This is a genomic window from Pelagibacterium sp., assembly GCF_965249125.1.
Classification (GTDB): domain Bacteria; phylum Pseudomonadota; class Alphaproteobacteria; order Rhizobiales; family Devosiaceae; genus Pelagibacterium.
The window spans coordinates 3616912-3640860 of sequence record NZ_OZ252217.1 but is presented as its reverse complement, the minus strand read 5'-3'; the positions used below and the strand labels follow the sequence as shown (position 1 = coordinate 3640860).

General features: G+C 62.5%; 21 protein-coding genes and 1 tRNA gene. 11 read left to right on the top strand and 11 right to left on the bottom strand.

Features of this window, described 5'->3' with window-relative positions; genetic code table 11:
* Window positions 1-7: 7 nt before the first annotated feature.
* The 5 genes from ACP148_RS17695 to ACP148_RS17675 form a co-directional block, all read right to left on the bottom strand.
* The gene (locus ACP148_RS17695; RefSeq protein WP_421952728.1) at window positions 8-889 is read right to left on the bottom strand and encodes a tyrosine-type recombinase/integrase; all 882 of its coding nucleotides are present in this window, start codon (window positions 887-889) and stop codon (window positions 8-10) included.
* A complete protein-coding gene (locus tag ACP148_RS17690) occupies window positions 886-2715 on the bottom strand; it encodes an AAA family ATPase (protein WP_421952729.1) in 1830 nt (609 codons plus the stop codon). Before ACP148_RS17690 ends, ACP148_RS17695 begins: the two co-directional genes overlap by 4 nt.
* A 94-nt stretch (window positions 2716-2809) precedes the next feature.
* Window positions 2810-3967 carry a hypothetical protein gene (locus ACP148_RS17685; RefSeq protein WP_421952730.1) on the bottom strand — a complete coding sequence of 386 codons (1158 nt, stop codon included), beginning with the start codon at window positions 3965-3967 and terminating at the stop codon, window positions 2810-2812.
* Window positions 3968-4728: 761 nt separating this feature from the next.
* On the bottom strand, window positions 4729-5751 hold the full coding sequence (locus ACP148_RS17680) for an NAD-dependent epimerase (protein ID WP_421952731.1): 1023 nt from the start codon (window positions 5749-5751) through the stop codon (window positions 4729-4731).
* Window positions 5748-7115: a UDP-glucose dehydrogenase family protein gene (locus ACP148_RS17675; protein ID WP_421952732.1), complete on the bottom strand. Its 1368-nt coding sequence runs from the start codon at window positions 7113-7115 to the stop codon at window positions 5748-5750. The genes ACP148_RS17680 and ACP148_RS17675 overlap by 4 nt, the downstream gene beginning before the upstream one ends.
* A 246-nt stretch (window positions 7116-7361) precedes the next feature.
* Between ACP148_RS17675 and ACP148_RS17670 the strand changes: the two genes are divergently transcribed.
* Window positions 7362-8246: a Wzz/FepE/Etk N-terminal domain-containing protein gene (locus ACP148_RS17670; protein WP_421952733.1), complete on the top strand. Its 885-nt coding sequence runs from the start codon at window positions 7362-7364 to the stop codon at window positions 8244-8246.
* 327 nt (window positions 8247-8573) lie between these two features.
* On the opposite strand, the gene ACP148_RS17665 is transcribed toward ACP148_RS17670, so the two are convergent.
* From ACP148_RS17665 to ACP148_RS17640, 6 genes are all read right to left on the bottom strand, one after another.
* Window positions 8574-9572: an aldose epimerase family protein gene (locus ACP148_RS17665; RefSeq protein ID WP_421952734.1), complete on the bottom strand. Its 999-nt coding sequence runs from the start codon at window positions 9570-9572 to the stop codon at window positions 8574-8576.
* 63 nt (window positions 9573-9635) lie between these two features.
* The gene (locus ACP148_RS17660; protein WP_421952735.1) at window positions 9636-12995 is read right to left on the bottom strand and encodes an error-prone DNA polymerase; all 3360 of its coding nucleotides are present in this window, start codon (window positions 12993-12995) and stop codon (window positions 9636-9638) included.
* A complete protein-coding gene (locus ACP148_RS17655) occupies window positions 12992-14557 on the bottom strand; it encodes a Y-family DNA polymerase (RefSeq protein ID WP_421952736.1) in 1566 nt (521 codons plus the stop codon). The genes ACP148_RS17660 and ACP148_RS17655 overlap by 4 nt, the downstream gene beginning before the upstream one ends.
* A complete protein-coding gene (locus tag ACP148_RS17650; RefSeq protein WP_421952737.1) occupies window positions 14445-15233 on the bottom strand; it encodes an ImuA family protein in 789 nt (262 codons plus the stop codon). Before ACP148_RS17650 ends, ACP148_RS17655 begins: the two co-directional genes overlap by 113 nt.
* 72 nt (window positions 15234-15305) lie before the next feature.
* Window positions 15306-15833, bottom strand: coding sequence for a gamma carbonic anhydrase family protein (locus ACP148_RS17645; protein WP_421952738.1), 528 nt, complete (start codon window positions 15831-15833; stop codon window positions 15306-15308).
* A 213-nt stretch (window positions 15834-16046) separates the two neighbouring features.
* Window positions 16047-16136 (bottom strand) — tRNA-Ser (locus tag ACP148_RS17640).
* Between the two features lie 122 nt (window positions 16137-16258).
* Here ACP148_RS17640 and ACP148_RS17635 point away from each other — a divergent pair.
* The 10 genes from ACP148_RS17635 (at window position 16259) to ACP148_RS17590 (ending at window position 23925) form a co-directional block, all read left to right on the top strand.
* Window positions 16259-16708 (top strand): gamma-glutamylcyclotransferase family protein, encoded by a 450-nt coding sequence (locus ACP148_RS17635; RefSeq protein WP_421952739.1) that lies wholly within the window; start codon window positions 16259-16261, stop codon window positions 16706-16708.
* Complete coding sequence (locus tag ACP148_RS17630) at window positions 16705-17397, top strand: MBL fold metallo-hydrolase (protein ID WP_421952740.1); 693 nt, start codon at window positions 16705-16707, stop codon at window positions 17395-17397. The genes ACP148_RS17635 and ACP148_RS17630 overlap by 4 nt, the downstream gene beginning before the upstream one ends.
* Before the next feature lie 232 nt (window positions 17398-17629).
* Window positions 17630-18304 (top strand): 50S ribosomal protein L21, encoded by a 675-nt coding sequence (locus ACP148_RS17625; RefSeq protein WP_421952741.1) that lies wholly within the window; start codon window positions 17630-17632, stop codon window positions 18302-18304.
* A gap of 33 nt (window positions 18305-18337) precedes the next feature.
* A complete protein-coding gene (gene rpmA, locus ACP148_RS17620) occupies window positions 18338-18604 on the top strand; it encodes a 50S ribosomal protein L27 (protein WP_014132296.1) in 267 nt (88 codons plus the stop codon).
* Window positions 18605-18739: 135 nt separating this feature from the next.
* Window positions 18740-19258, top strand: coding sequence for a GNAT family N-acetyltransferase (locus ACP148_RS17615; protein ID WP_421952742.1), 519 nt, complete (start codon window positions 18740-18742; stop codon window positions 19256-19258).
* 2 nt (window positions 19259-19260) lie between these two features.
* Window positions 19261-19809, top strand: a complete 549-nt coding sequence (locus ACP148_RS17610) for a GNAT family N-acetyltransferase (protein ID WP_421952743.1) — start codon at window positions 19261-19263, stop codon at window positions 19807-19809.
* The gene (gene obgE, locus ACP148_RS17605) at window positions 19806-20849 is read left to right on the top strand and encodes a GTPase ObgE (protein WP_421952744.1); all 1044 of its coding nucleotides are present in this window, start codon (window positions 19806-19808) and stop codon (window positions 20847-20849) included. Before ACP148_RS17610 ends, obgE begins: the two co-directional genes overlap by 4 nt.
* The gene (proB, locus tag ACP148_RS17600) at window positions 20837-21991 is read left to right on the top strand and encodes a glutamate 5-kinase (protein ID WP_425033601.1); all 1155 of its coding nucleotides are present in this window, start codon (window positions 20837-20839) and stop codon (window positions 21989-21991) included. Before obgE ends, proB begins: the two co-directional genes overlap by 13 nt.
* A gap of 60 nt (window positions 21992-22051) precedes the next feature.
* Window positions 22052-23293, top strand: coding sequence for a glutamate-5-semialdehyde dehydrogenase (locus ACP148_RS17595; protein ID WP_421952812.1), 1242 nt, complete (start codon window positions 22052-22054; stop codon window positions 23291-23293).
* The gene (locus ACP148_RS17590) at window positions 23290-23925 is read left to right on the top strand and encodes a nicotinate-nucleotide adenylyltransferase (protein ID WP_421952746.1); all 636 of its coding nucleotides are present in this window, start codon (window positions 23290-23292) and stop codon (window positions 23923-23925) included. Before ACP148_RS17595 ends, ACP148_RS17590 begins: the two co-directional genes overlap by 4 nt.
* The last annotated feature ends 24 nt before the right edge of the window (window positions 23926-23949 follow it).

The following is a 23949-nucleotide window of genomic DNA, read 5'->3' as shown; positions in this document are numbered from 1 at the left end:
TGACGTGCTAACTCCAGAGGTTCTGGTCGACGTTCTCGACGTATCGAGCAACGATGTTCGCTGACTTCCAGCCACCTGCTGACATGATCGGCAGCAGTCCCACGCCTCGAGCTGTCAGGGTCTGTGCCGCACCCACGCGGAGGGAGTGACCACTTACCTTATAGGCTATATCCGTGTCATAGGCCTGCTCCGACAAGCGCTTGAGCACGCGGCCGACAACGCTTGGTGAGAGATAGCGGCGTCCGACCTTGGACTTGTAGATTGGCCGCAGCAGCGGACCACGCTCGATCTGCGCCGTTGCGATCCAGTCTTGAACAATCTCCGTAGTTTCACGCGAGAGATGCGCAACACGTCCCAAGCCCTCGGGATCATTTTTCGCACGCCGAACCAAAACAGACATCGTGCCACCTGGATTGAGCTGAAAATCCTCGACACGTAGAGCGATGAGCTCGCTGCGGCGGCAAAGCGTATCAAAACCCACCGCCACCAGGACGCGGTCCCGTAGACCGATCAGGTCGTCGCCGCATTGAGCCATCAGCTTTTCGCGTCGTTCAAAAGTGATGCCGAGCGCCTGCCGGGGGCGGCCAGGCTGGGCGCGCTTGACCCGCCGCACAGCCAGGAGCACCTCTTCATCATCGGCGATAGGCACATACCCGGCCAGGCGGTGCAGCTTGTTGATCGCGACGAGCTTTCTTTTGAGCGTGCTGGCCTTGAGCATGTCGCTGTGCTCATCGACAAATTTCGCGACCGTTTTAGCCTCGGCGGGCAGAGCCCGCATGCGCTTGCGACGGCACCAATTGGCAAACTGTTCAAAATCGCCGCGATAGCCGCGAATCGTATTGGTCGAGTAGGCACCCTCGAGCCGGTCGAGCAGGAACCTCCAGTTCATGGTTTTGCCCCCACGAACGTCCGCAGATCCTTTGCACGCAGCAGTTTTTTCGCAATGAGTGCTTCTGCAAGCTCTTCGATCACATCACGGTTCTCGAGCACCAGCTGCCGGACCTCTTCCATGAGCCGCGACAACTGGTCTTCTAACCATTGGTCGTCATGAACTTTGCCAAGGCCAGTGGACACCCCAAGGCGGTCGTAAAGACCCATTTCATACCGCCCGCTCGTGAGCAGGTCACTTGCATGCACCAGATCCGAGCGTGCGCCGGCACTTGGACCAGACCCCAGCAACTCGTCGGCGGCGCGACCGGCCAATCCGACTTTGACCATCGCCTCGAGTCGATCACGGGTGATCGGGGAGTCACCCCAGTCGGTCGCCACAGCCCCTTGGGAGTTGGCGGCAGGCAGAACCGAGGCCGAAACGACATCGACACCTAGTTTCAGGCCGACAACCGCATGTGCAGCCTCGTGCAGCGCGATTGGCCACAATGCATCAGGCGATTTAGGCGCGTCGAGATCGAAGCCAGCAAGAAGGTCGTCAACGGACAGGTCCCTTCCGCCGCGGCGCGCCAACCCTTCCGCCTGGCGCACACCGGACTCAATGTTAGCTGGCGCCAACCCTACAATCAGATTGGCGATCGTGTCGAGCGCATCCCCGGGCACGCGCGCCCCGCAATAGAATTCCAGGACCTCTCTGGCTTCCTGCGCGGTGTTCGGCGGGCGAACGCTGATGCGGGTTTCCAGCCGCCCGCCGCGAACTAGGGCTGCGTCGAGAAAATCAAAGTGATTGCATGCCCCGATCAACAAGATGTTCCGGCCGGACTTGCGGACTCGGTCGACCTGGATCAGGACGTTGTCAACGACAGGCGTCCACCATTCGCGCGACCGTTTCTCAAGCGTTGCTCTGTCGGGAATCGACTGGAGTTCGTCCAGCAGCCCGATCACGTTGTCGCCTGCAAGCAGACCGTCGAAAAATTCAGTTGAAATACGTGTCACATCTCCCAGGTGACCTTCGCCGGCATTGAACCAGGCGCCGACGCTCGAGCTATGAAAACGCCAACCGCTCGATTTCGCCAGCGCTTCGGCCAGAAGCGTCTTGCCTGTGCCCGGAGGCCCCTCGAGAACGCCAAAGCGCACCGCGGACATCGGCAGGGTCCCCCGCGCCACGGCCTCCAGATCCTGCCGCATGCCGTTGGCCCAGTCACGGACTTCACCGACGAGCGGCAACTGGTCGAGCCCGGGCACGGCGTCCGGGATCTGCGGCGCGGACAGGCGCGCGCGCAGCTGTCGGATGCGTTCGACAGCCTCACGCGCTTTTCTGCAGTTGCGGATCGCCGACATGATTGCGACCGGATCGAGCCCGTCGATGTCAGATTCGCTGAGCCCCCGCACGCGTTGGCCGGTCACCTCCGTGATCGCCTGGCGCACGGGGCTGACCCCGAGCCGCTCGATTTGAACGACATGATCGATGGCCGCACGCAAATCGCGGCTCACCAGTTGCGGTTCGGCCGTGATCCCGATCGCCGAGCGGCCGTCGGCCAAGGCGTCGAGGAGATTGCTGTTCTTGTCGCCCAAGCGCGAATGGCGGCCCGACTTGAGGATTTCGATGATCGCGTTTGGCGCACATTCGGTAAGCCCCTCCATGACCAGTGACAACCACGATTGGCTTGGCACGTGGACAAGAACACCGGTTGCTGCACAATTGATGTCGGCGATCCGGCGCAGCAAACGGTTGCCCATCGCGCTGCGGACGATCAGTTGGGGCAGGATGGCGCCGGCCGATTTGCGTTCGGCTGCGGCGAGAGGGCGGGGAAAACGGGACGGCATGACGGCTCCTTTCGCGCGCCCGCCGGGGGCGCTGCGGCTGGTCAAGATGGGGAAGGGGAAAGCGGCCGGGCGCGCGCCCGGCCGAAGATAGGGGCTAGGCGGCGTCGGCCGCGTAGGGCTTGGACACGAGCACACGGTCAAGCCAGTCGCGCACCATGACGGCAGCCGGCTCGCCCTCGTCCGCGAGATCGCGCAGGCTCGTGTCCAGTGCCGGCGGCAACCCGGTGCCATCGACCTGCCCCATCAATCCCATGCGCAGGGCCAGGGCGATGATGGTCGCCGGATCATCGCCGGGGTGCGCGGGATCGATCGCGCCCGTCGAGATGCTTGCAGGATAATCCGGTCGAGGCGTGCGGCGGGCTTGGGCAACCGTGGCCGCCTCGGCACCCTTCGACGGACGGCCGCGCTTGCGGCCGACGGTCACCGTGACTGCGCCGAGTGCCGGCGGCTGGGCCGGAGCAACAGCGACCTCGGGCGCGGACCGATCGGCGGGGTCAGAGTCGTCGGGAACAGCATCATGGGCCGGATCGGGATCGCGCCGGTCATTCCCGCCAATGCAATGATCGATGCGGGCCTGCACGGCCAGCGCAAAGCGGTGCCGCAGATGGTCGAGCGCCGCGCCGATGCCGGGGCAATCGAAAGTGTGATCGAGATCACGCGTGCCCACAACCAGATCGCGATCATCGCTGTCTTCGCAGTCGACGATCTGCATATGAACGTCGCTCACCGCCGGGTAGCCGCGATAGAACAACATGTGGGGAAGGACGAGCGTAGCCGCGCGCATTTTCGACTGCAGCATCTTCAGATACCCCTTGCCGAAGCTCTGGCTGCAGCGCTTGAGCTCGAGCATATGCCCAAGCTGGCGCGCGCGATCGATGACGATCAGGTCGGGCGCATAATGAAGGGCGGTGTAGCTCGTTGGGTCGAACCGCACCTTGGCCAAAGATCTGAAGTCATTGGATTTGACCGCCGCGACGGCCTCCTTGAGGATCGGCAGGCGGATCACAGGCTCGATGACGAGAAACCGCGGATCGGCATCGAGCAACAGGCGCAATCCCTGTTCGATCAGCCCGCCCTCGAGTGTGGTAGCGGAGCGTACCAGCGCCGCAAGTTCGCCATGACGGCCGAACGTGATGTCACTGCGCGTGGGATCATAGCTGAAGCGGGAAACGGCCGCCTGAGCCATCGCTTCAAAGGTTTCCGCAAAAGCAGCGAAAGTTTCCGGCAGGGCCGGGGTGGAGGAAATAGTCATGATGTGTCCTTCCGGAACAAGGACATGCAGCTCCGCCCTGCCCCGTTCACCCGCCTGAGCGGGCGCGAGGGAGTATCGAGAGCACGGGCCGATCAGGGACGCGCCGGAACGGCGGCCGCGATCAGCGTGGCATGTCGGATGAGATAGGGTTTGCTGAAGCTCTAGGCGGCGATCGAAAGCGCCGTAGGCGCGCGCGAGCCAAAAGGCTCGGGCACGGGACGGAGAGAGCGTGCAAAACAATCCGGAAGGGATTCCCGCATGCGGCGGGTCGCGATATAGGTAATCATAGCCGATTGGCCTTTCTACCGAAGGTTGGTCGGTCAGATCCTCGTCAGCGTTAGCAGCACTGGCGGGGATCGCCCTTGTTGGGCAGCGCGGTCGACTGAAAAGCCGCGATGGTCCCTATATGGGCGAGATGATTTCGAAAGTCACGCGCCAATAGTTTTCATGGTTAACGCTTCGTTCGACTCAAGCGCGACGCTACATGATGGTTAATGTGCGCGGCCCGGAGCGGCGTTGACTTAGAATCCGCTTCGCATGTGCCGGAGAATACAATATCGGCATACATCGAGAACTTCTCAGCTGAGCGAACGCCTCATGGAAGGGTTTTCCGACCCCCTCTTCCGCGTCAGAATCGCCCTGCGGAACACCCCGGTTTTGCTGAGGATGGGTGATAACGTCGTTTCTCTCCGGTCATCCTCGACACACCGAAAGGAGCAAAAAACAATACCTTTTGGAAAAACGCTGCGTCGCGCTTTTGCCTAAACGCCATAGTGCCCCCGATACCACGCAACGAACCGCTCCACGCCCAGCTTCACTGGCGTTGCCGGTGCGTAGCCGGTGGCTTTGGTGAGTTCGGTTGTATTCGAATAGGTGTCGGGGACGTCGCCGGGCTGCAGGGGCAGCAGGTTGCGGATGGCTTTTTTGCCCAGGGCGGTTTCGAGGGCGTCGATGTAGTCGGCAAGTTTTACCGGATCGGAATTGCCGATGTTGAAAATGCGCCAGGGGGCGCTCGAGCTGGCCGGATCGGGCCGGGCCGGGTTCCAGTCGGCATCGGGCGTCGCGGGGGCGTCGGACGCGCGGATCACGCCTTCCACGATATCGTCGATATAGGTGAAATCGCGCGTGTGGTTGCCGTGGTTGAACACATCGATCGGCTCGCCCGCCAAAATGTTGCGCGCGAACTTGAACAACGCCATGTCCGGGCGTCCCCAGGGACCATAGACGGTGAAAAACCGCAGGCCCGTGGTCGGCAGGCCGAACAGATGCGAATAGGAATGGGCCATCAACTCGTTCGCGCGCTTGGTTGCGGCGTAGAACTGCAGCGGATGGTTGGCACCGTCATGTTCGGAAAAGGGCATTTTCGTGTTGGCGCCATAGACCGAGGAGGTCGAGGCATAAGTCAGGTGCCCCACGCCATGATGCCGGGCCGCTTCGAGCACATTGGTGAAGCCCACCAGATTTGACGCCACATAGGAGCGCGGGTTCTCTATGCTGTAGCGCACACCCGCCTGCGCGGCCAGGTGAATGACCCGCTCGAAACCGTGATCGGCAAAGGCGGCGTCGACGGCGGACTGGTCGGCAAGGTCGGCGCGGATGAAGCTGTAATCGGCCCCCTGGGTGGCGCCAAGCGCGGACAGCTCGGCCAGCCGGGCCTCTTTCAGCGCGGGATCGTAGTAATCGTTGACAACATCGAACCCCACGACGCTGTCGCCGCGCTCGATCAGCCGCCGGGCCACATGATAGCCAATGAAGCCGGCGCTGCCGGTGACGAGAATTTTCACGAGAAGTTCTCGACGGCCTGGAGCTGCGGATAGGCCGGCGCGCGCCCCATGCTGATATAGGTCCAGCCATCGCGGCTGAGCCGGTCGGGGGCATAGATGTTGCGGCCATCGAAAATCAATCTGGTGGCCAGCCGGTCGGCCATTTCATCGAAATCGGGGGCCCTAAACTGCTGCCATTCGGTGCAGATGGCCAGGGCGTCGGCACCTTCGAGGGCCGCGTATTTGTCCCTGGCGAGGATGAGGTCATCGCGCGAGCCATAGATGCGCGCAGTCTCGTCCATGGCCACCGGATCGTAGGCCACGACGGTTGCGCCAGCGGCCCAGAGCGCTTCGATCAGGACGCGGGACGGCGCTTCGCGCATATCGTCGGTATTGGGTTTGAAGGCCAGTCCCCAGACCGCTATGCGCTTGCCTTTAAGGCCATCGACGCCCCCGAAATGGCCGGCAATTTTATCAAACAACGTGGTTTTCTGGCGATTGTTCACGGCCTCGACAGCAGCGATCAGCGGCGCGTCATAGCCGATATCGCGCGCCGTACGGCCCAACGCCTGCACGTCCTTGGGAAAGCACGAACCGCCATAGCCGAGCCCGGGATAGATGAAGTGATATCCGATGCGCGGATCGGCCCCGATGCCCCGGCGCACCTCTTCGATATCGGCCCCCAGCCGTTCGGCGAGATTGGCGATCTCGTTGATGAAGCTGATCTTGGTCGCCAGCATGGCATTGGCGGCATATTTGGTGAGTTCGGCCGAGCGGACATCCATATAGATCGTCCGGTCGTGATTGCGGTTGAAGGGTTCGTAAATCTCCTTCATCACGGCGCGCGCATGCTCTGTGGCCGTTCCCACGATGATGCGGTCGGGCTTTAAAAAATCGTTGACCGCGGCGCCTTCCTTCAAGAATTCGGGGTTGGAAACCACGTCGAAGTCGAGCGCCGAATTGCGGCCCGCCAGAACCTGCGCCAGCCTTTCGCGCACCCTGTCGCTGGTTCCGACCGGCACTGTGGATTTGACCACAACGATCTTGCGCCTGTCCATGGCCTTGCCGATGGTTTCGGCAACGGCCAGGACATATTGCAGATCGGCCGCGCCGTTCTCGTCGGGCGGCGTGCCCACAGCAACGAACTGCACCTGGCCATGCGCCACGGCCCGCGCGGTATCGGTGGTAAATTCAAGCGTGCCGGCCTCGACATTGCGGTGCACGACATCGTCCAGCCCCGGCTCATGGATCGGAATTTCCCCCGCCTTGAGGCGCGCGATCTTTTCTGCGTCCACGTCAACGCAGACCACCTGGTGGCCCACATCGGCCAGACAGGCTCCGGTAACAAGGCCGACATAGCCGGTTCCAAAGATCGTAAGACGCATGGATATCTCTCATGATGCGTGAGCGCCGCCCTTACTGCATTGGCCCGCCAGGTGCAATGCAGGATGTGTTATCGCCCGCAACTGTATCGCAACTGTGCCCGAAATGTACTGCATTTGGAACGAGCTGAACTGATGGCGATTCAGTGGGAAACGATCCCGGGAGACCAATCGAGCCTGATCATAGTGCTTGCCCCGTTGGGACCGGTTGCGTAGAACTGCGGCGGTTTAAATTGAGAACGAATTGCGATGACCGACAGCGAAACGACGCCGACCGACGAAATCAGCCTGCTCGACATTGCCGTGGTCATTGCCGAAAACTGGTTGGTTCTGGTTATCGCCCCCTTGCTGGCCGGGCTGATCGCCTACGGTATTCTTTCGGTCACCACGCCTCGCGTTTACGATTCCGAGGCCCTTGTGCAAATGAATTCCACTGACGCGGCACTTTTGAGGTCCGCCCGTGTTCTCAACCCCGCCATTTTGAACAGTACCTATCTCGATGGGTATGCGGGCTCTCTCTCCCGCGCCCGGCAGCAATTGGTGGATAACGTCCTCGAGGTCGGCGCCGAAGGCGATACCGGTCTTTACAGGATACGAACCAGCTTCGATTCGCCCGAAGAAGCGCGAGATCTTTTGCAGCGCATCATCAATTCCCTGATTGCGAACTCGACCCCGACCACCACGGAAGCCGAACTGCTCGATATTCGTCTCCAGCAGGCAAGGACTGCCATCGTTGAGCTCGAAGAAAGCCTGGGCCGGCTCAACCGGCTGACTGAAGAACTGGAGAACGGGACGGCATTGAACAGCGCCACGCTGGGCGAACTTGGCCAGAGCATCGTTACATTGGTGGACAATATCGAACGCCGACATGCAGAGGTCTTTCAATTGCAAGAATCGCTGCAAGGTTCCATTTCGAGCCAGCATGTGGTGCAGGAACCCACATTGCCCGACAGTCCGCGTTCGCGGGGGTTGCTCATGCGTGCGATTCTGATCATTCTGGGCGTGGGCTTTGTGACACTGATCGCCGTCTTTATCCGGGAAGGGCTGCGCTCGGCGAGCCGGAATGCCGGGCAGGCCGACAAGATCAATCGCATTCGCCGCGCATTCTGGCTCAAGCCTATTGGGGGCCGCTAGAGCATTTCAGCGCTTCTTCGAATCGCTCCAATTGCTCTAAAGCATTGCAGGTTGTACCGGAGCCATTTTGAGTCCCTTCCGTCGCTGCCCCGGCGAAAGCCGGGGCCCAGCAGCGTGAGCCGAGGCGCCGGCGCTTGACGCAACTCTCATGGACCCCGGCTTTCGCCGGGGAAGCGCAGAAAGAGAACGGCGATTCCGTAAAGAGCTGAAGGGCTCTAAGTCCTTGTTTTGTCGCGCTTCCGAACCGGATAAGTGGTGCCCACTTATCCTGGAAGCGCTCTAGGAAAGCGGCACGTCGGATCGGGGATAGGGTCGGCAGCGACCGATCTACCCAATCTCGATCGCGCACCAGTGCCGGTAGCCCGCATCCGGTGTCACCACAGATGACGGGAAATGCGGATTGTTGATGGCGTCGGGGAAGTTCTGGTCTTCAAGGCAGAGCCCGCCAAAAGCCTTGTAATGCGCCCCATCGAGACCCGGCACCGGAACCTCGAGCTTCCAGCCATTATAGACCTGCATGCCGGGCTGGTCAGTATAGAGCCGCAGGGTCAGCGAACCATCGGGCGCTTGGACAATCGCCGCAGGCTCGGACCGGTCGCGGGCCGTGTCGAGGACGAGGCAATTGTCCACCTTCTGGCCCTCCCCGTCCGTCCTGCGCAGGCTGCGCTTCTGGCGAAAATCGAGATCGGTGCCCCCGGTCGGCAGAATGGCCCCCGTGGGAATCTGGCCGACCCCGAGTTCGACATGAGCGCCCGAGGGCACGCAAAGCCGGTGGTCGAGGACATCGCCGGTCCCCATCAGGTTGAAATAATTGTGCTGGACGATATTGACCGGGGTCGGCTTGTCGGTTTCGGCGGCAAAATCGACCTCCAGCCGGTTGCCGGTCAGCGTGTAGGTGACGGCGATGTCGAGATTGCCGGGATAACCCATGGCGCCATCGGGGCTGAACAGCGTCAGCCTGACGCTGTTTTCGCTCTCCTGGGCAATCTGCCAGATTTGCCGCGCGATGCCCTCGGGCCCGCCATGCAGCTGATTGGGCCCCTCATTGGCGGGCAGGTCGTAAGATAAGCCATCGAGCGTAAACCGGGCGTTGCCGATCCGGTTTGCGACCCGTCCGGCGATGGCCCCGAAATAGGGGCTGTGGTCACCATAGAGCGCGATATCGTCGAACCCCAGCACCACCGGCCGCATGGTTGAGCCGACCGGCACGCGCCAATCGCGGATCAGCGCGCCATAGGTGAGAATGGAAATCCGAACGCCGGTTTGAGAGGTCAGCACCACCTCATGAACCGCCTGCCCATCGATCGATCCCGCCACCCTTGCCATCGCGCTTGCTCCCGTAATGTTGGTCGCAGCTTTAACCGGGCTGCCATCGCCATGCCACACCAATCAGTGGAAATCGCGCGATTTGGGCACGACGCGCCTGTTGCGCGGATGGCCGTGCAGCCGCTGCGGCACCGGATGGGTCGCCTCGTCGGCCCGTGTCAATTGCGGGTTTGCGCGGTGGGCACTGGCCAGGGAATCGAGCAGATCGGACCGATCGTGGACGGCGCTGGCGATCACATGGATCACCCCCTCCTTGCTCTTTTGCACCTGCCCCTCGATCACCGCGAGGCGCGCCGCCATGATCTGACGCCGGTAGTTTTTGAACCGGGAAGCCCACATCAGCCCGTTGGCAATGCCGGTTTCATCCTCGATGGTCATGAAAATCGCATTGCCCTTGCCCGGCCTTTGCCGCACCAGAACGATCCCCGCGACCTTGACCAGCCTGCCATCGGGCACGGCGTCGAGCCCTAGGCAACTGATCACGCCCTCGGTGGCGAACCGCTCGCGCAGAAACACCATTGGATGGGCCTTGAGCGAGAGCCGGGCGGTCTGGTAATCGGCGATCACATGCTCTGACAGCGCCATTTCCGGCAGGCCCATATCGTCTTCTTCCCCAAGCTCCCGGCCTTCGGCAGCGGCGAACAGGGGGAGCGGATCGTCCTGTGGCAGGCGCCTTATACGCCAGGCCGCCTCGCGCCGATCAAGCCCGATAGTGCCCATCGCGTCCGCATCGGCCAGAAGCGTCAGCGCCCGCACCGGCACGCCGGCGCGCTGCCAGAGATCCTCGATCGAGGTATAATTTTTCTCCCGCCGCGCCACCAGCTTCTCGCTCCAGTCCTTCTTGAACCCGTCGATCTGACGGAACCCGATGCGCAGCGCGCAATAGGGGTCCGGCGCATCTTCGAGCCCATTGTCATGGGTGCTGCAATTGGCATCGACCGGCCGCACCTCCACCCCGTGCTCGCGCGCATCGCGCACGATCTGGGCCGGGGCGTAAAACCCCATGGGCTGGGAATTGAGCAGCGCGCAGGCGAAAACGTCGGGATAGTATTTCTTGATCCAGGCCGAGACGTAAACGAGCTTGGCAAAGCTCGCCGCGTGGCTCTCGGGAAAACCGTAATCGCCGAACCCCTTGATTTGGTTAAAACATCTCTGGGCAAATTCGGGCTTGTAGCCGCGGGCGATCATGCGGGTGACCATCAGGGTCTCAAACCGGCCGATCGTCCCGTTGTGGCGGAAAGTGGCCATCGCCTTGCGCAATCCGTTGGCCTCGGTATCGGTGAACTCGGCCGCCACCATGGCGATCTGCATCGCCTGCTCCTGAAACAGGGGAACGCCCAAAGTCCGTTTCAGGACATTGCGCAATTCATCCTTGTCGTGCGGCGGACCGGGTTCAGGATAAACATCCTCCTCTTCCCCGTTTCGCCGCCGCAGATAGGGGTGGACCATGTCTCCCTGGATCGGGCCGGGCCGCACGATGGCCACCTGGATGACCAGATCGTAGAATTTTCGCGGTCGCAGCCTGGGCAGCATGTTGATCTGCGCCCGGCTTTCCACCTGGAACACGCCGATGGAATCGCCCTCGCACAGCATGTCGAAGACGCCCTCGGCGTCATCATCGGTGGCCTTGATATCGGCCAGCCCCAGTTTCCTGCCGTAATGCTTGTCGATCAGGTCGAACGCCTTGCGGATGCAGGTGAGCATGCCCAGGCCCAGAATATCGACCTTGAGCATGCCCACCCGGTCGATATCGTCCTTGTCCCATTCAATGAAGGTCCGGTCCTCCATCGCGGCATTGGCGATGGGCACATAGGTATCGAGCCGGTTCTGGGTGAGGATGAACCCGCCCACATGCTGGGAAAGATGGCGCGGAAAGCCCAGAAGCCTTGTCGCCAGTTTGACCGCGCGCACGATATTGGGGTTTTTGGGGTCGAGCCCGGCCTCCGCGATATGCTTTTCGGGCAACCCATCCCCGCTCCAGCTCCCCCACACCGTCGAGGCGATCCGCGAGGTGATGTCCTCGGTCAGCCCCAGCGCCTTGCCCACCTCGCGGATGGCCGAGCGCGGGCGATAGCTGATCACCGTCGCCGCGATCCCCGCCCTTTCGCGGCCATAGGTATTGTAGATATGCTGGATGATCTCCTCGCGCCGCTCATGCTCGAAATCGACGTCGATATCGGGCGGCTCGCCGCGATCGCGCGACAAAAAGCGGGCGAACAGCAATTGATGCTCATTGGGATCGACCGCCGTGATCCCTAAAACGAAGCACACAGCCGAATTGGCCGCCGATCCGCGCCCCTGGCACAAAATTCCCTTATCCTGCGCCACCTGCACGATGTCGAAGATGGTGAGGAAATAGGTGGCGTATTCAAGCTCGGCGATCAGGGCGAGTTCACCCACGATCAGTTTCCTGACCTTGTCGGGAATGCCGTCGGGATAGCGCCGTTCCGCCCGGCTCCAGGTGAGGTGTTCCAGATAGTCCTGCGGCTGCCATTCCGGCGGCACGGGTTCTTGCGGGTACTGATAGCGCAACTGGTCGAGGGAAAAATCGATGGTCTGCAAAAGCCGTTCGGTCTCGGCCATCGCCTGGGGAAAATTGCGAAACAGCCGCTCCATTTCGTGCGGCGGTTTCAGATGCCGTTCGGCATTGACTTCAAGCAGCGTCCCGGCGTTCTCGATGGTCACCCCTTCGCGGATGCAGGCCAGGATATCGTGCAGGTCGCGCTGCGCGGCACAGTGGTACAGCACGTCATTGGTGGCGATCAGCGGCACGCCATGCGCCTGCCCGATCCCGTTGAGCCGGATCAGCCGCCGCGCATCGTCCCCGCGATAGGTCATCGCCGCCCCCAGCCACACCGATTCCGGCGCGGCCCTGGTGAGCTGGGGCAGGATGGCATCGAGCGTCGCGAAATCGTCCGACGCCATGATGACAAGGCTCAACCCCGTCGCCGAAAACAAAAGGTCGGGAAAGCCGAGCAGGCACTCTCCCTTCTTGGCCTTGAGGTTGCCGCGCGTCAAAAGCCGGCACAACCGCCCCCATCCCTCCAGATCCTGGGGATAGGCGATGATATCGGGCGTTCCGTCGGCAAAGACCAGCCGCGCGCCCACCGCCAGCTTGAACGATTGCGCCCGCGCCTGAAGCTCATCGAGCGTAAAGGGCAGGTCGAGTTCGGGGTGGCGGTCGACCAGCACATATTCCCCCGGCCCCGATCCTTCGCGCAGTTTTTCGACAGGCTTTATCCCCTTGCGCAAATCTTCCAGCGTCCCGAAGGCCCGCACCACCCCGGCCACCGAATTGCGGTCGGCAATGCCCAGCCCCTTATGGCCGAGCAGCAATGCGGACAACACCATGTCCTGGGCGTGCGAAGCGCCGCGCAGGAAGGAAAAATTGGTGGCCGCGGCCAGTTCAGCATAAAAGCTCATGGGAACACCCCATGCAGATACCAGCGGACCGGCTCGGCCTCGGAACCGTAAAACCCATACCGGAACACCCAGAACCGGTGTCCGGCCGCGTCCTCGACGCGGAAATAATCGCGGGCCCGCCTGTCGCTGGTTTTGCGCCACCATTCGGGCGATATGCGTTCGGGGCCTTCGGCCGAAACGATATCGAACCAGGCCCGCCGCCACAAAAACCGGCGCGGTGGCCCATGGGGAACTTCGGCGATCACCTCGATGGCGGGGGCGGGGTAAAAGAGAAACAGCGGACGGACCGGAACGCCGAACGGTCCCGCCTGCCGCCATGCCCCGCTCGGGGTTTCATCCGAGATCGCCGGGACGGCGCGCGCCGCGCGTTCGGGCAGATGGCTGTCCCTGGCAACGAACCGCTGCACCGACCCCGCCCCGAACCGCGCCGAAAGCCTGTCGATCAGATCGCGCACTTCGATCGAGGCAATGGCCTTGCCATCGAGCCCGCCCTGTACCGCATCCATATCGTCTCCCGCCAGCACCGAAAGCCGGATCATGTCGAACCCGAAACCCGGATCGAGCGGGTCGGCCAGCGCTTCCAGCCGCATTTCCAAAAGCCGGGTGATAACGCCAGCCTCCTTGAGCGCCTGCCCCGAAAGCAGTTCGATGCGGGTGACCTTGCCGTCGGCGCGAAAGAAGGCGGCCTCGAAACACCGCCCGCCCTGTCCGTGACGGTCCAGACTTTTGCAGAGGTCTTGCGACAGGCTTGCCAGGGATGCAACGATATCGTCCATGAGCCCGATGGGATCGGCAAAGCGCTGCTCGGCCGCAAAGTCCGGCAGGGGACGGCGCGGGGTGATCGGCCGGTCGATCTCGCCCAGGATTTGGGCAAGGATCGCCGTCATCTCGCCCCCGAACCGCGCAGCGAGCGGCTTTCTGGGACGGGCGGCAAGATCGGTTATCAGGGTAAGGCCGGCCCGGCGCAGGCCCATATCGGTTTTTTCCCCCGCTTCGAGCGCTTCGACCGGCAGACCGGCCAGGGCCTGCGCCTCGGCCCCGGGCTCAACGATCCCGCCCCCGCCGAACCGGGCCAGCGCCCGTGCCGCGCGCGCCGTTCCGGCAACACCGATGCGGGTTGCAAAGCCCTGGGCTTTCAAACGGGCTTGCATGTCTCCAACCAGCCCCGCCTCTCCACCGAACAGATGGGAGACCCCGGTAATGTCGCACACGATAGAATCGGGCGGCTCGGTGGCGATGAGCGGGCTGTAGCGATCGCACCAATCGGCGAGCCTTTCCAAAAGCTCGGCATCGGCCGTCTCGTCATGCTCGACGACTTCGAGCTGGGGCACCCTTGCCTTTGCATCGGCAAAGGCGAGACCGGGCCGCAGACCCTGCCGGCGGGCATTGGCATCGGCCCCCACCAGCGCCAGGATATTGCCCTTGCGGGCAACGACCACAAGGGGATGGTCAAATCGCTTCCGCCCAGCCCGAACCGCCTGACGAACCAGCCGGTCGGTCACCATAAGGGGCAGCCACAGCGCCAGATAGCGCCTGGGTTTGTGCAAATCCAAGGGTTTCATGGTTCCATTCCAAATTCCAGCACCAGCCGGACGGCCCGCTTTTCTGGCGAAGCAGGCGCGCACGAAGCGCCGGCCGGCCGGGCAGGCCGAGAAGATCGGAGGAGGGAGCCGCCTCCACCTGCCAACGCGTTGCCGCAGCGCTCGGTTCGGGCCCGGCCTTCACCCGCAAAAGCAGCCCCGTGGCGCCGCTGTCCTGCGCCGCCAGCGACAATCTGCGGCTGGCGGTAAGATCGAGATGTTTCGAATTGCCCCAGCTTTCGAAAATCACCCCGCCCAGCCCCGCACACCGCAACCCTTCAAGGCTTGCCCGCAGGCCATCGGCAAAATCGTCAACATGCACCATGACGAGCCGATCCACCGCCACGCCCATTTCGGCAAAACCCTGGGCATAGAGCGCGCCCGTCTCGATCTCGCTGCGCCTGTGCCGTATCCAGAGCAATGGCGCATCGGGCACGGCCCGCAGGCACAGCCCCGCGGCAAACCCTGCAGCGGCCGCGATGTCGAAGGCCTGGGCCGGATAGATTTCATGCACGGCGCCCCGCGCCAGCCCGCCCCCCAAAGCAGCATCGACCGGGCCGGCGCCCAGGGTAAAGACGCCATGCCGCCCGGCCTCGCCGAAGGAATCGAGACTGGCCAGAGCCTGCCGCAGCGCACCAATCTGGCGAGCTTTGTTCATGGCTCAATGTTCCTATTTTGTTCTATTTGGACTCAGAATGAACCGAGAGTCAATCGGGGTTGTGTTGCCCGTTCATTTGAGGAAAACGGCACTGTCCCTGTAGCGCGCCGATTTTTCGACATAGGCTGTGGCCCCCGCGCGCAATCGGCCGATCTCCTCGTCCGAAAGAGGCCGCACAATACGCCCCGGCATGCCAAGAACCATCGATCCGTCGGGGATTTCCATGCCTTCGGGAACCAACGCCTTGGCCCCGATCAGGCAATTGCGCCCGATTCTGGCTCCATTGAGCACCGTCGCGCCCATCCCGATAAGGCTCCCATCGCCAATGGTACAGCCATGAAGACACGCCAGATGCCCGATCGTGCACCCTTCCCCGATGGTCAGCGGATAGCCCATATCGGTGTGCAGCACCGCATTGTCCTGCACATTGGAATTGCGGCCCACGCCGATCCATTCATTGTCGCCGCGCAGCACCGCCCCGAACCATACGCTCGCCCCGTCTTCGAGCCGCACCTTGCCGATCAGCATCGCCGAGGGCGCCACATAGCCCGCATCCCGCGCGATCTCGGGCGCCTGCCCTTCAAATCCGATAAGACTCATGCCCGCTCCCTTTTCGATCCGCCATTCTAGGGCGCGTCCAGCAAAAGTGGAAACGGTTTTGCGGTTCGGACGCGCGACAAAACAAGGACTTAGATCAAACCCGCGATTCGAAGACCCGAAGGGCCGCGCAAGCGAAAAGCGGACGGCGCGACCAGCCCAAGGGCCGCCCCCGCCGAGGCGTTGAGCAAAGCGAAACTGCCGTGAGTAAAACAATGGCGGAGAGGGAGGGATTCGAACCCTCGGAACGCTCGCGCGCTCAACGGTTTTCGAGACCGCCCCGTTCGACCACTCCGGCACCTCTCCGTCTTGGTGTCGCGGCAAACGCTCGCCGCTTGGGTCGTTGGGTGGGCGCTATATGGCATAGGGTTCGACGCCCCGCAACACCTTGTTTTGAATTGCCGCCAACCCTGATAGACCATCTCCGCATGAACAGGATCGATCTTGCCCTTTTTGTCTATGGCACGTTGCGCGACCGGGAAATTCTCGAGGGCGTGCTCGACCATATCGTGCCACAGGGTGATCTGTTTGAAGCCCGGGCCCGCGGATGGCGCACCGTCTACTATCCCGACAGATTTTACCCCGCGCTCATTCGCGCCGACCAATGGGCACATGGATTTGTCATTGTCGGTCTCGACGGGCGCGACATGAAGCGGCTCGACGATTTTGAGGGCGACGAGTACCGGCGCGGCGCGATCACCGTGGAGGCGCGGGGCGGAACTCTTGGGGCTCAAAGCTATTTCCCGTCAAAGCCGGTGCCCCGCGAGGCACCGCCATGGTCGTTCGAAACGTGGACCGAACTCCATCGCCCCCAGACTATAGCGCGCTACCGGTCGGACGATTTTTGCCAGACACACGGAAACGGGAGAGACCAATGAATGATCGCGATACATATGAGACCGCCGCCGGTCCGCTGGCCATAACCCCGATCCATCACGCAACCTTGGTCATGGAATGGGCCGGAGAGACCATCTATTGCGACCCCGTGGGCGATACGGCCCGCTTTGCCGGTTTGCCTGAACCGACACTGGTCATTCTCACCCACCATCACGGCGATCATCTCGATCTTGAAACACTAAGCGCCGTCCTGGGCGACGACACCGAAATCATCGCCCCGAAAATTGTTTACGATCAACTGCCCAAAGACCTCCTCGACCGCACGACGCTGATGGCCAATGGCGACGAAGTCCGGTGGCACGACATCCCCATCCGCGCCGTGGCGATGTACAACACCACGCCCGACCGTCGGAAATACCACGAAAAGGGCGTTGGCAACGGCTATCTCTTCGAGTTCGCGGGCACCGTGGTCTATCTTGCATCCGACACCGAACCGACCCCGGAAATGGACGATCTGGGCGACATCGATATCGCGTTCTTCCCCATGAACCTGCCCTATACAATGACCCCCGACCAGGTCGTGACCTGCATCGAAAAAACCGCCCCGCGCTACGTCTATCCCTTCCACTATCGCTTCCCCTTCGACAAGCCGGGCAATGAGCCCGCCGATCTGACCGCCCTGCTGCCGGTGGGCTCAAAGACCGAAATCGTCGAGCGGGACTGGTATTGAACGCCAGCCAGTCGCGGGCCGGGCCTTGACTCCGGGGCCATTTGCACCGATAAGCGGCACGCAATGCGCATGGGCCCTGCCCGTGCGCCATTTGTTTTGTTCAAATACGCTGCCACAGGCCGCCCGCCGAACATAGGTTTCGGCCAGCACAAAGACCGCGGAAACGGGCATTATCCGCGGCGCCGTAAGGTGCGAAAACCAAGGGAACCGGGTGTAAATCCGGTCGAAAGATATGTTTGCAGTCATCAAGACCGGTGGCAAGCAGTACAAAGTTGCTGCCAATGATCTGGTCCGCGTCGAAAAGCTCGCCGGCGAAGCCGGTGACGCCATCACCTTCGAAAACGTGCTGATGGTTGGCGCCGGTGCCGATGTCACCCTTGGCGCCCCGCTCGTCGATGGCGCGCTGGTTGCCGGCGAAGTCGTCGAGCAGTTCCGCGACAAGAAGGTCATCGTCTTCAAAAAGAAGCGCCGCCAGGGCTACCGCCGCAAGAACGGCCACCGCCAGGAACTGACCCTGGTCCGTATCACCGAAATTCTGACCGGCGGCGCAAAGCCCTCCGGCAAGAAGGCCGCTGCGCCCAAAAAGGCTGCAAAGACCGAGACGGCCAAGACCGAAGACAAGCCCGCCGAAGCCAAGCCGGCCAAGGCTGAAAAGACCGAGGCAGCGCCCACAGCCGACTTCAAGGATGACGTCAAGCTGATCGGCGGCGTCGGTCCCGCGCTTGAGAAAAAGCTCGCCGCGGCCGGTATCACCAGCCTGACCCAGATCGCCAAGTGGACCAAGGCTGACGTCGCCAAGTTCGACGAAGAGCTCGACTTCAAGGGCCGCATCGAGCGCGACGAATGGGTCGACCAGGCCAAGGAACTGATCGCCGGCAAGCCCCCGCGCGCCAAGGCCGACCAGTAATCGCGACACAGACAAATTCGAGGATTTTGAACCATGGCACATAAGAAAGCAGGCGGCTCATCCCGCAACGGTCGCGATACAGCCGGCCGCCGCCTCGGCGTCAAGAAGTTCGGCGGCGAAGCCGTTATCGCCGGCAACATCATCGTGCGCCAGCGCGGCACCAAGTGGCATCCGGGCACCAATGTGGGCCTGGGCAAGGACCACACGATTTTCGCCCTCGTCGATGGAAAGGTGACCTTCGCCACCAAGTCGGGCGGCAAGAGCTTCGTTTCGGTCGAGCCACTCAAGGCTGCTGAATAATTCGGCAGACTTGTTGGGCTGCCGGAGACCTTCTCCCCGGTGGCCAGATCGAATATGGATCAGGGGAGCCGGTCGATGGCTCCCCTTTTTCGTTGCCGGGGCAAAGTGATGGACACCCAAGCGCTTAGGAGTGCAATGCCGGATCGGGTAAAGTCCGAGCGCGTGGTGCTGCGCGCGCCCTGCCACGCCGATATCCCGGCCATTGCCGCGCTCGCCAACAATCGCAAGATCCACGCAATGACCACCCTGCCCTATCCTTACGGCGAAAAGGATGCCCAGGCATTTGTCGAAAGCTTCGCCCGGAGCGAAAGCGAGCACGCCTACGCCATTGTGCTGCCGGACGATGACCTGATCGGCATGGTGGGTCTGCACCTCAATCCCGGCGCCGACCCCGAAATCGGATATTGGCTCGGTGAACCCCATTGGGGCCGGGGCTATGCGACCGAAGCCGTCGGCGCGCTGATCGGGGCCGCCCTCGCCACGGGCCGTTGCGCCATGGTGCGGGCCAAGGCACGAAGCGAAAACGCCGCCTCGCGCGCCATCCTCGAAAAGCTCGAATTCAGATTTGTCGGGGAAACGGTCTCCGCTAGCGGCCCCCACAAGGACGTTCCGGTGTCAACCTACGAGCTGCCCCTTGCGGCAGGAACGTCCTGACGATGGTCCAGCAGCCCGAAATCGTAACGCAAAGATTGATCCTGCGCCGCCCCCGGCTGCGGGACGCGCCCCGAATTGCTTCACTGCTCAACAATTTCGAGGTGACAAAAAATCTGGCCCGCGTGCCCTACCCCTACACCATCAACATGGCGGTCGACTGGCTGATGCGCCAGAAAAAGGAATGGTCCCCGGACTCGATCACCTTTGCCATCTGCGATCCCCGCCACGGGCTGATGGGGTTTTGCGGCATGCACAAGGAGGGCCGCGATGCCGAAATCGGCTATTGGCTGGGAGAGCCCTATTGGGGCAGGGGCTATATGACGGAGGCCACACGGGCCGTCATAAGCTGGTATTTTTCCACCACCGGCGCCAATCGCATGGTGTCGGGAGTCTTCCATTTCAATGCGGCCTCGCTCGCCATCCAGAACAAGCTGGGCTTTGTCCAGACCGGCATCGGCAAGCGAATCTGTATTGCCCAGAACACCGACATCGACCATATCGAAACCGAACTGACACGGGACGCCTTCGAAAAGGCGCTTGAGACGCTATGAAATTTCTCGACCAGGCCAAGGTCTATATCCGCTCGGGCAATGGCGGCGCCGGCTCGATCGCCTTCCGGCGCGAGAAATTCGTCGAATTCGGCGGCCCCAATGGCGGCAATGGCGGGCGCGGCGGCGATGTGATCGTTCAATGCGTCGACGGACTCAACACGCTCATCGACTATCGCTACCAGCAGCATTTCAAGGCCGGAACCGGCAATCACGGCATGGGCCAGGACCGCACCGGGGCCGATGGCGCCGATGTCGTGCTCAAGGTGCCGGTCGGCACCCAGATTTTCGAAGAAGACGGGGAAACCCTGATTGCCGACTTCACCGAAGTCGGACAGCGCCAGACCCTGCTCGAGGGCGGTAATGGCGGATTTGGCAACGCGCACTTCAAGACCTCAACCAATCAGGCCCCGCGTCGCGCCAATCCCGGCCTGCCCGGTGAAGAGCGCTGGATATGGCTTCGGCTCAAGCTGATCGCCGATGCCGGGCTGGTCGGTCTTCCCAATGCCGGAAAGTCCACATTCCTCTCGGCGTTGACCGCGGCAAAGCCAAAGATTGCGGATTATCCATTCACCACCCTGCACCCCGGGCTCGGCGTCGTTCGCGCCGGGGCGCGCGAATTCGTGCTCGCCGACATCCCCGGCCTGATCGAGGGGGCCTCCGAAGGCGCCGGCCTTGGCGATCGGTTTTTGGGCCATGTTGAACGGTGCGGCGTCCTGATCCATCTGGTGGACGGCACCAAGGACGATGTGGTCGGCGCTTACAAAACGATCCGCGCCGAACTCGAAGCCTATGGTGGCGGGCTGATCGGCAAGGAAGAAATTCTCTGCCTCAACAAGATCGACGCTTTGGACGAGGATACGCTCGCTGAGCGCCTGAGCGCCCTGAAAGAGGCATCGGGCGACGACGTGCTCGCCATTTCGGGCGCGACCGGAAAGAACGTGGACGCCGTGCTCTATGCGGTGCTTGGCGTGCTCGACCACAACAAGGAGAACGAGGCGCGCTCGTCGCGAACCGAACTCAAGGACAAATGGGTCCCCTGATGCTACCTCGGGCGGTTGAAACGCAAAATCCTTTGGCCGGACACAAGCGGCTGGTCATCAAGATCGGCTCGGCTCTGCTTGTCGATGATAAATCGGGCAAGTTGCGCACCGAATGGCTCGCGGCCCTGGCCAGCGACATCGCCGCGCTCAAGGCCGAAGGGCGCGATGTGGTGATCGTGTCCTCGGGCGCCATCGCGCTGGGCCGCCGCATTCTGGGCCTGGCCGGCAAGGTCCTGCCGCTCGATCAGAGCCAGGCGGCGGCCAGCGCGGGACAGATTGCCCTGTCCCAGGCCTGGGCCAGCCATTTGGGCCAACACGGCATCACCACCGGCCAGATTTTGCTGACCCCCAATATCACCGAGGAGCGGCGCTATTTCCTCAATGCCCGCACCACGGTCAACACGCTTTTGGGACTGGGGGCCGTCCCGATCATCAATGAAAACGATTCGGTGGCGACCTTCGAGATCCGCTATGGCGACAACGACCGGCTGTCCGCCCGCGTCGCCACGATGATCGAAGCCGATATGCTGGTCCTGCTCTCCGATATCGACGGGCTTTATACCGCACCCCCCGCGCAGAACCCCGATGCCGTCCATATTCCGCTTGTGGCCGAAATCACCCCCCAGATCGAGGCCATGGCCGGCGGCGCCGCAAGCCACCTCTCGCGTGGCGGCATGACCACCAAGCTCGGCGCGGGCAAGATCGCCGCCAGTGCCGGGACCGCAATGATCATTGCGCTGGGAACAGGCTTGAGCCCGTTGCAATCACTCACCGCAGGCGGCCGCCACACGCTTTTTGCCCCCGCCACCAACGCCACCGCCGCGCGCAAGCGCTGGATCATGGGAACGCTCGAAGTGACCGGGCAGATCACCATCGATGATGGCGCGGTGCGGGCGCTGAAATCGGGCCGTTCGCTGCTGCCCATCGGCGTCGTTAAACTGCGCGGCGATTTCGTGCGCGGCGACGTGGTTGCGGTGCGCGACCTGGCCGACCGCGAGATCGCTCGCGGGCTCGTCGGGCTCGACCGCGACGCGGCGGACCTTGTGATCGGCAAGAAAAGCGAGACGATAAAGGACATGCTCGGGCCTTCGACCCGCACCGAACTTGTGCACCGCGACAATCTCGTGCTTTTGGGCCAGTAGAACAACCGGGAGGCAATCTTGAGCGCAGCCATACCCCAGACCGAGACGCTTACAGCGACCATGGACGACCTCGGACGCCGGGCGCGCAAGGCGGCGTCCGTCCTCGCCCACACCCCGAGCGAGAAAAAGACAGCAGCACTGCGCGCCGCCGCCAAGGCGATCGACGCCAACCGCGCGAAAATCCTCGCCGCCAACGCGACCGATCTCGAAACGGCGAAATCGGGCGGCATGAGCGCGGCGTTTTTAGACCGCCTGCTGCTCGACGATGCCCGCCTCGATGGCATCATCTCGGCGCTCGAAACGGTGGCCGGCCTGCCCGATCCCGTGGGGACAATCATTGCCAACTGGCATCGCCCCAATGGCCTCGACATCTCCCGCGTGCGCACTCCGCTTGGGGTAATCGGCGTGATCTTCGAATCCCGGCCCAACGTGACCGCCGACGCCGGGGCGCTGTGCCTCAAGGCCGGCAATGCTGTGATCCTGCGCGGGGGTTCGGACAGTTTTCACTCCTCGCGCGCAATCCATGCCTGCCTTGTCGAGGGCCTCAAGGCCGCCGGCCTGCCACAGGACGCGATCCAGATCGTGCCGACCACCGACAGGGCCGCCGTCGGCGAAATGCTCAAGGGCCTCAATGGCACGATAGATGTCATCGTGCCGCGTGGCGGCAAGGGGCTTGTGAGCCGGGTGCAGACCGAAGCTCGCGTGCCGGTCTTTGCCCATCTCGAGGGCCTGGTTCACGTCTATGTCGATAAAAGCGCCGATCTTGATATCGCCGTCAGCGTTATCGCCAACGCCAAGATGCGCCGCACCGGCATCTGCGGCGCAGCCGAGACGCTGCTGGTCCACAAGGATATCGTGCCCACCCACCTCAGGCCAATCATCGATGCACTGATCGAAAAGGGCTGCGAAATCCGCGGCGACGAGACCGTGCGCGATATGATTGCCACCGCAAGGCCCGCGACCGAAGACGATTGGCGCACCGAATATGAGGACGCGATCATTTCGGTGAAAATCGTTGCCGATGTGAACGAGGCCATCGCCCATATCGGGCACTATTCCTCCCATCACACCGAGGCGATCATTGCCCAGGATGCCGGGGCGGTCGAAAAGTTCTTCAACGAAATCGACTCAGCGATCCTGATGCACAATGCCTCGACCCAATTCGCCGATGGCGGCGAATTCGGGTTTGGCGGCGAGATCGGCATAGCCACCGGCAAGATGCATGCGCGCGGTCCGGTGGGCGTTGAACAATTGACGAGCTTTAAATACCTCGTTCGCGGCACCGGGCAGACCCGTCCTTGACCAATCGCCTTGTTGTTCCCGGCATGACCGACCTGCCCCCCTCGGCGCCCGGCATGCGCATCGGGCTGTTCGGCGGCAGCTTCAATCCGCCCCATGACGGGCATCGCCTCGTGTCGCGCGAAAGCCTCAAGCGGCTCGGCCTCGACGCTCTGTGGTGGCTTGTGACGCCGGGCAATCCGCTCAAGGACCGCACCGAACTCGCGCCTCTTCAGGATCGCGTGAGCGCGGCACGCGCCCTCGTCGATCACCCCGCCATCCGTGTCACCGGTTTTGAAGCCGCCCACGGCTTTACCTACACCTACCAGACCCTCGAATACCTGACCCGCGCCCTCCCCGACCGGCGATTCGTCTGGATCATGGGGGCTGACTCGCTTTCGAGCTTTCATCGCTGGGAGCGCTGGGAGGATATTTTTGCCCTGGTGCCCATCGCGATCTATGTCAGACCCGGTTCCACCCGCCGCGCGCCGTTCTCGAAGGCGGCCTTGCGGTTTGCCCAATCGCGCCTTGATGAAAGCGATGCCCCGCTGCTCGCAACGGCCCGGCCCCCGTCCTGGGTGTTCCTCCATGGCTTGATGAGCACCCTGTCATCGACCCAGCTGCGCAATGGCGCAGCGAAGGATCAGCACTCCTGACATTTGGTTACCGTCTCATTAACG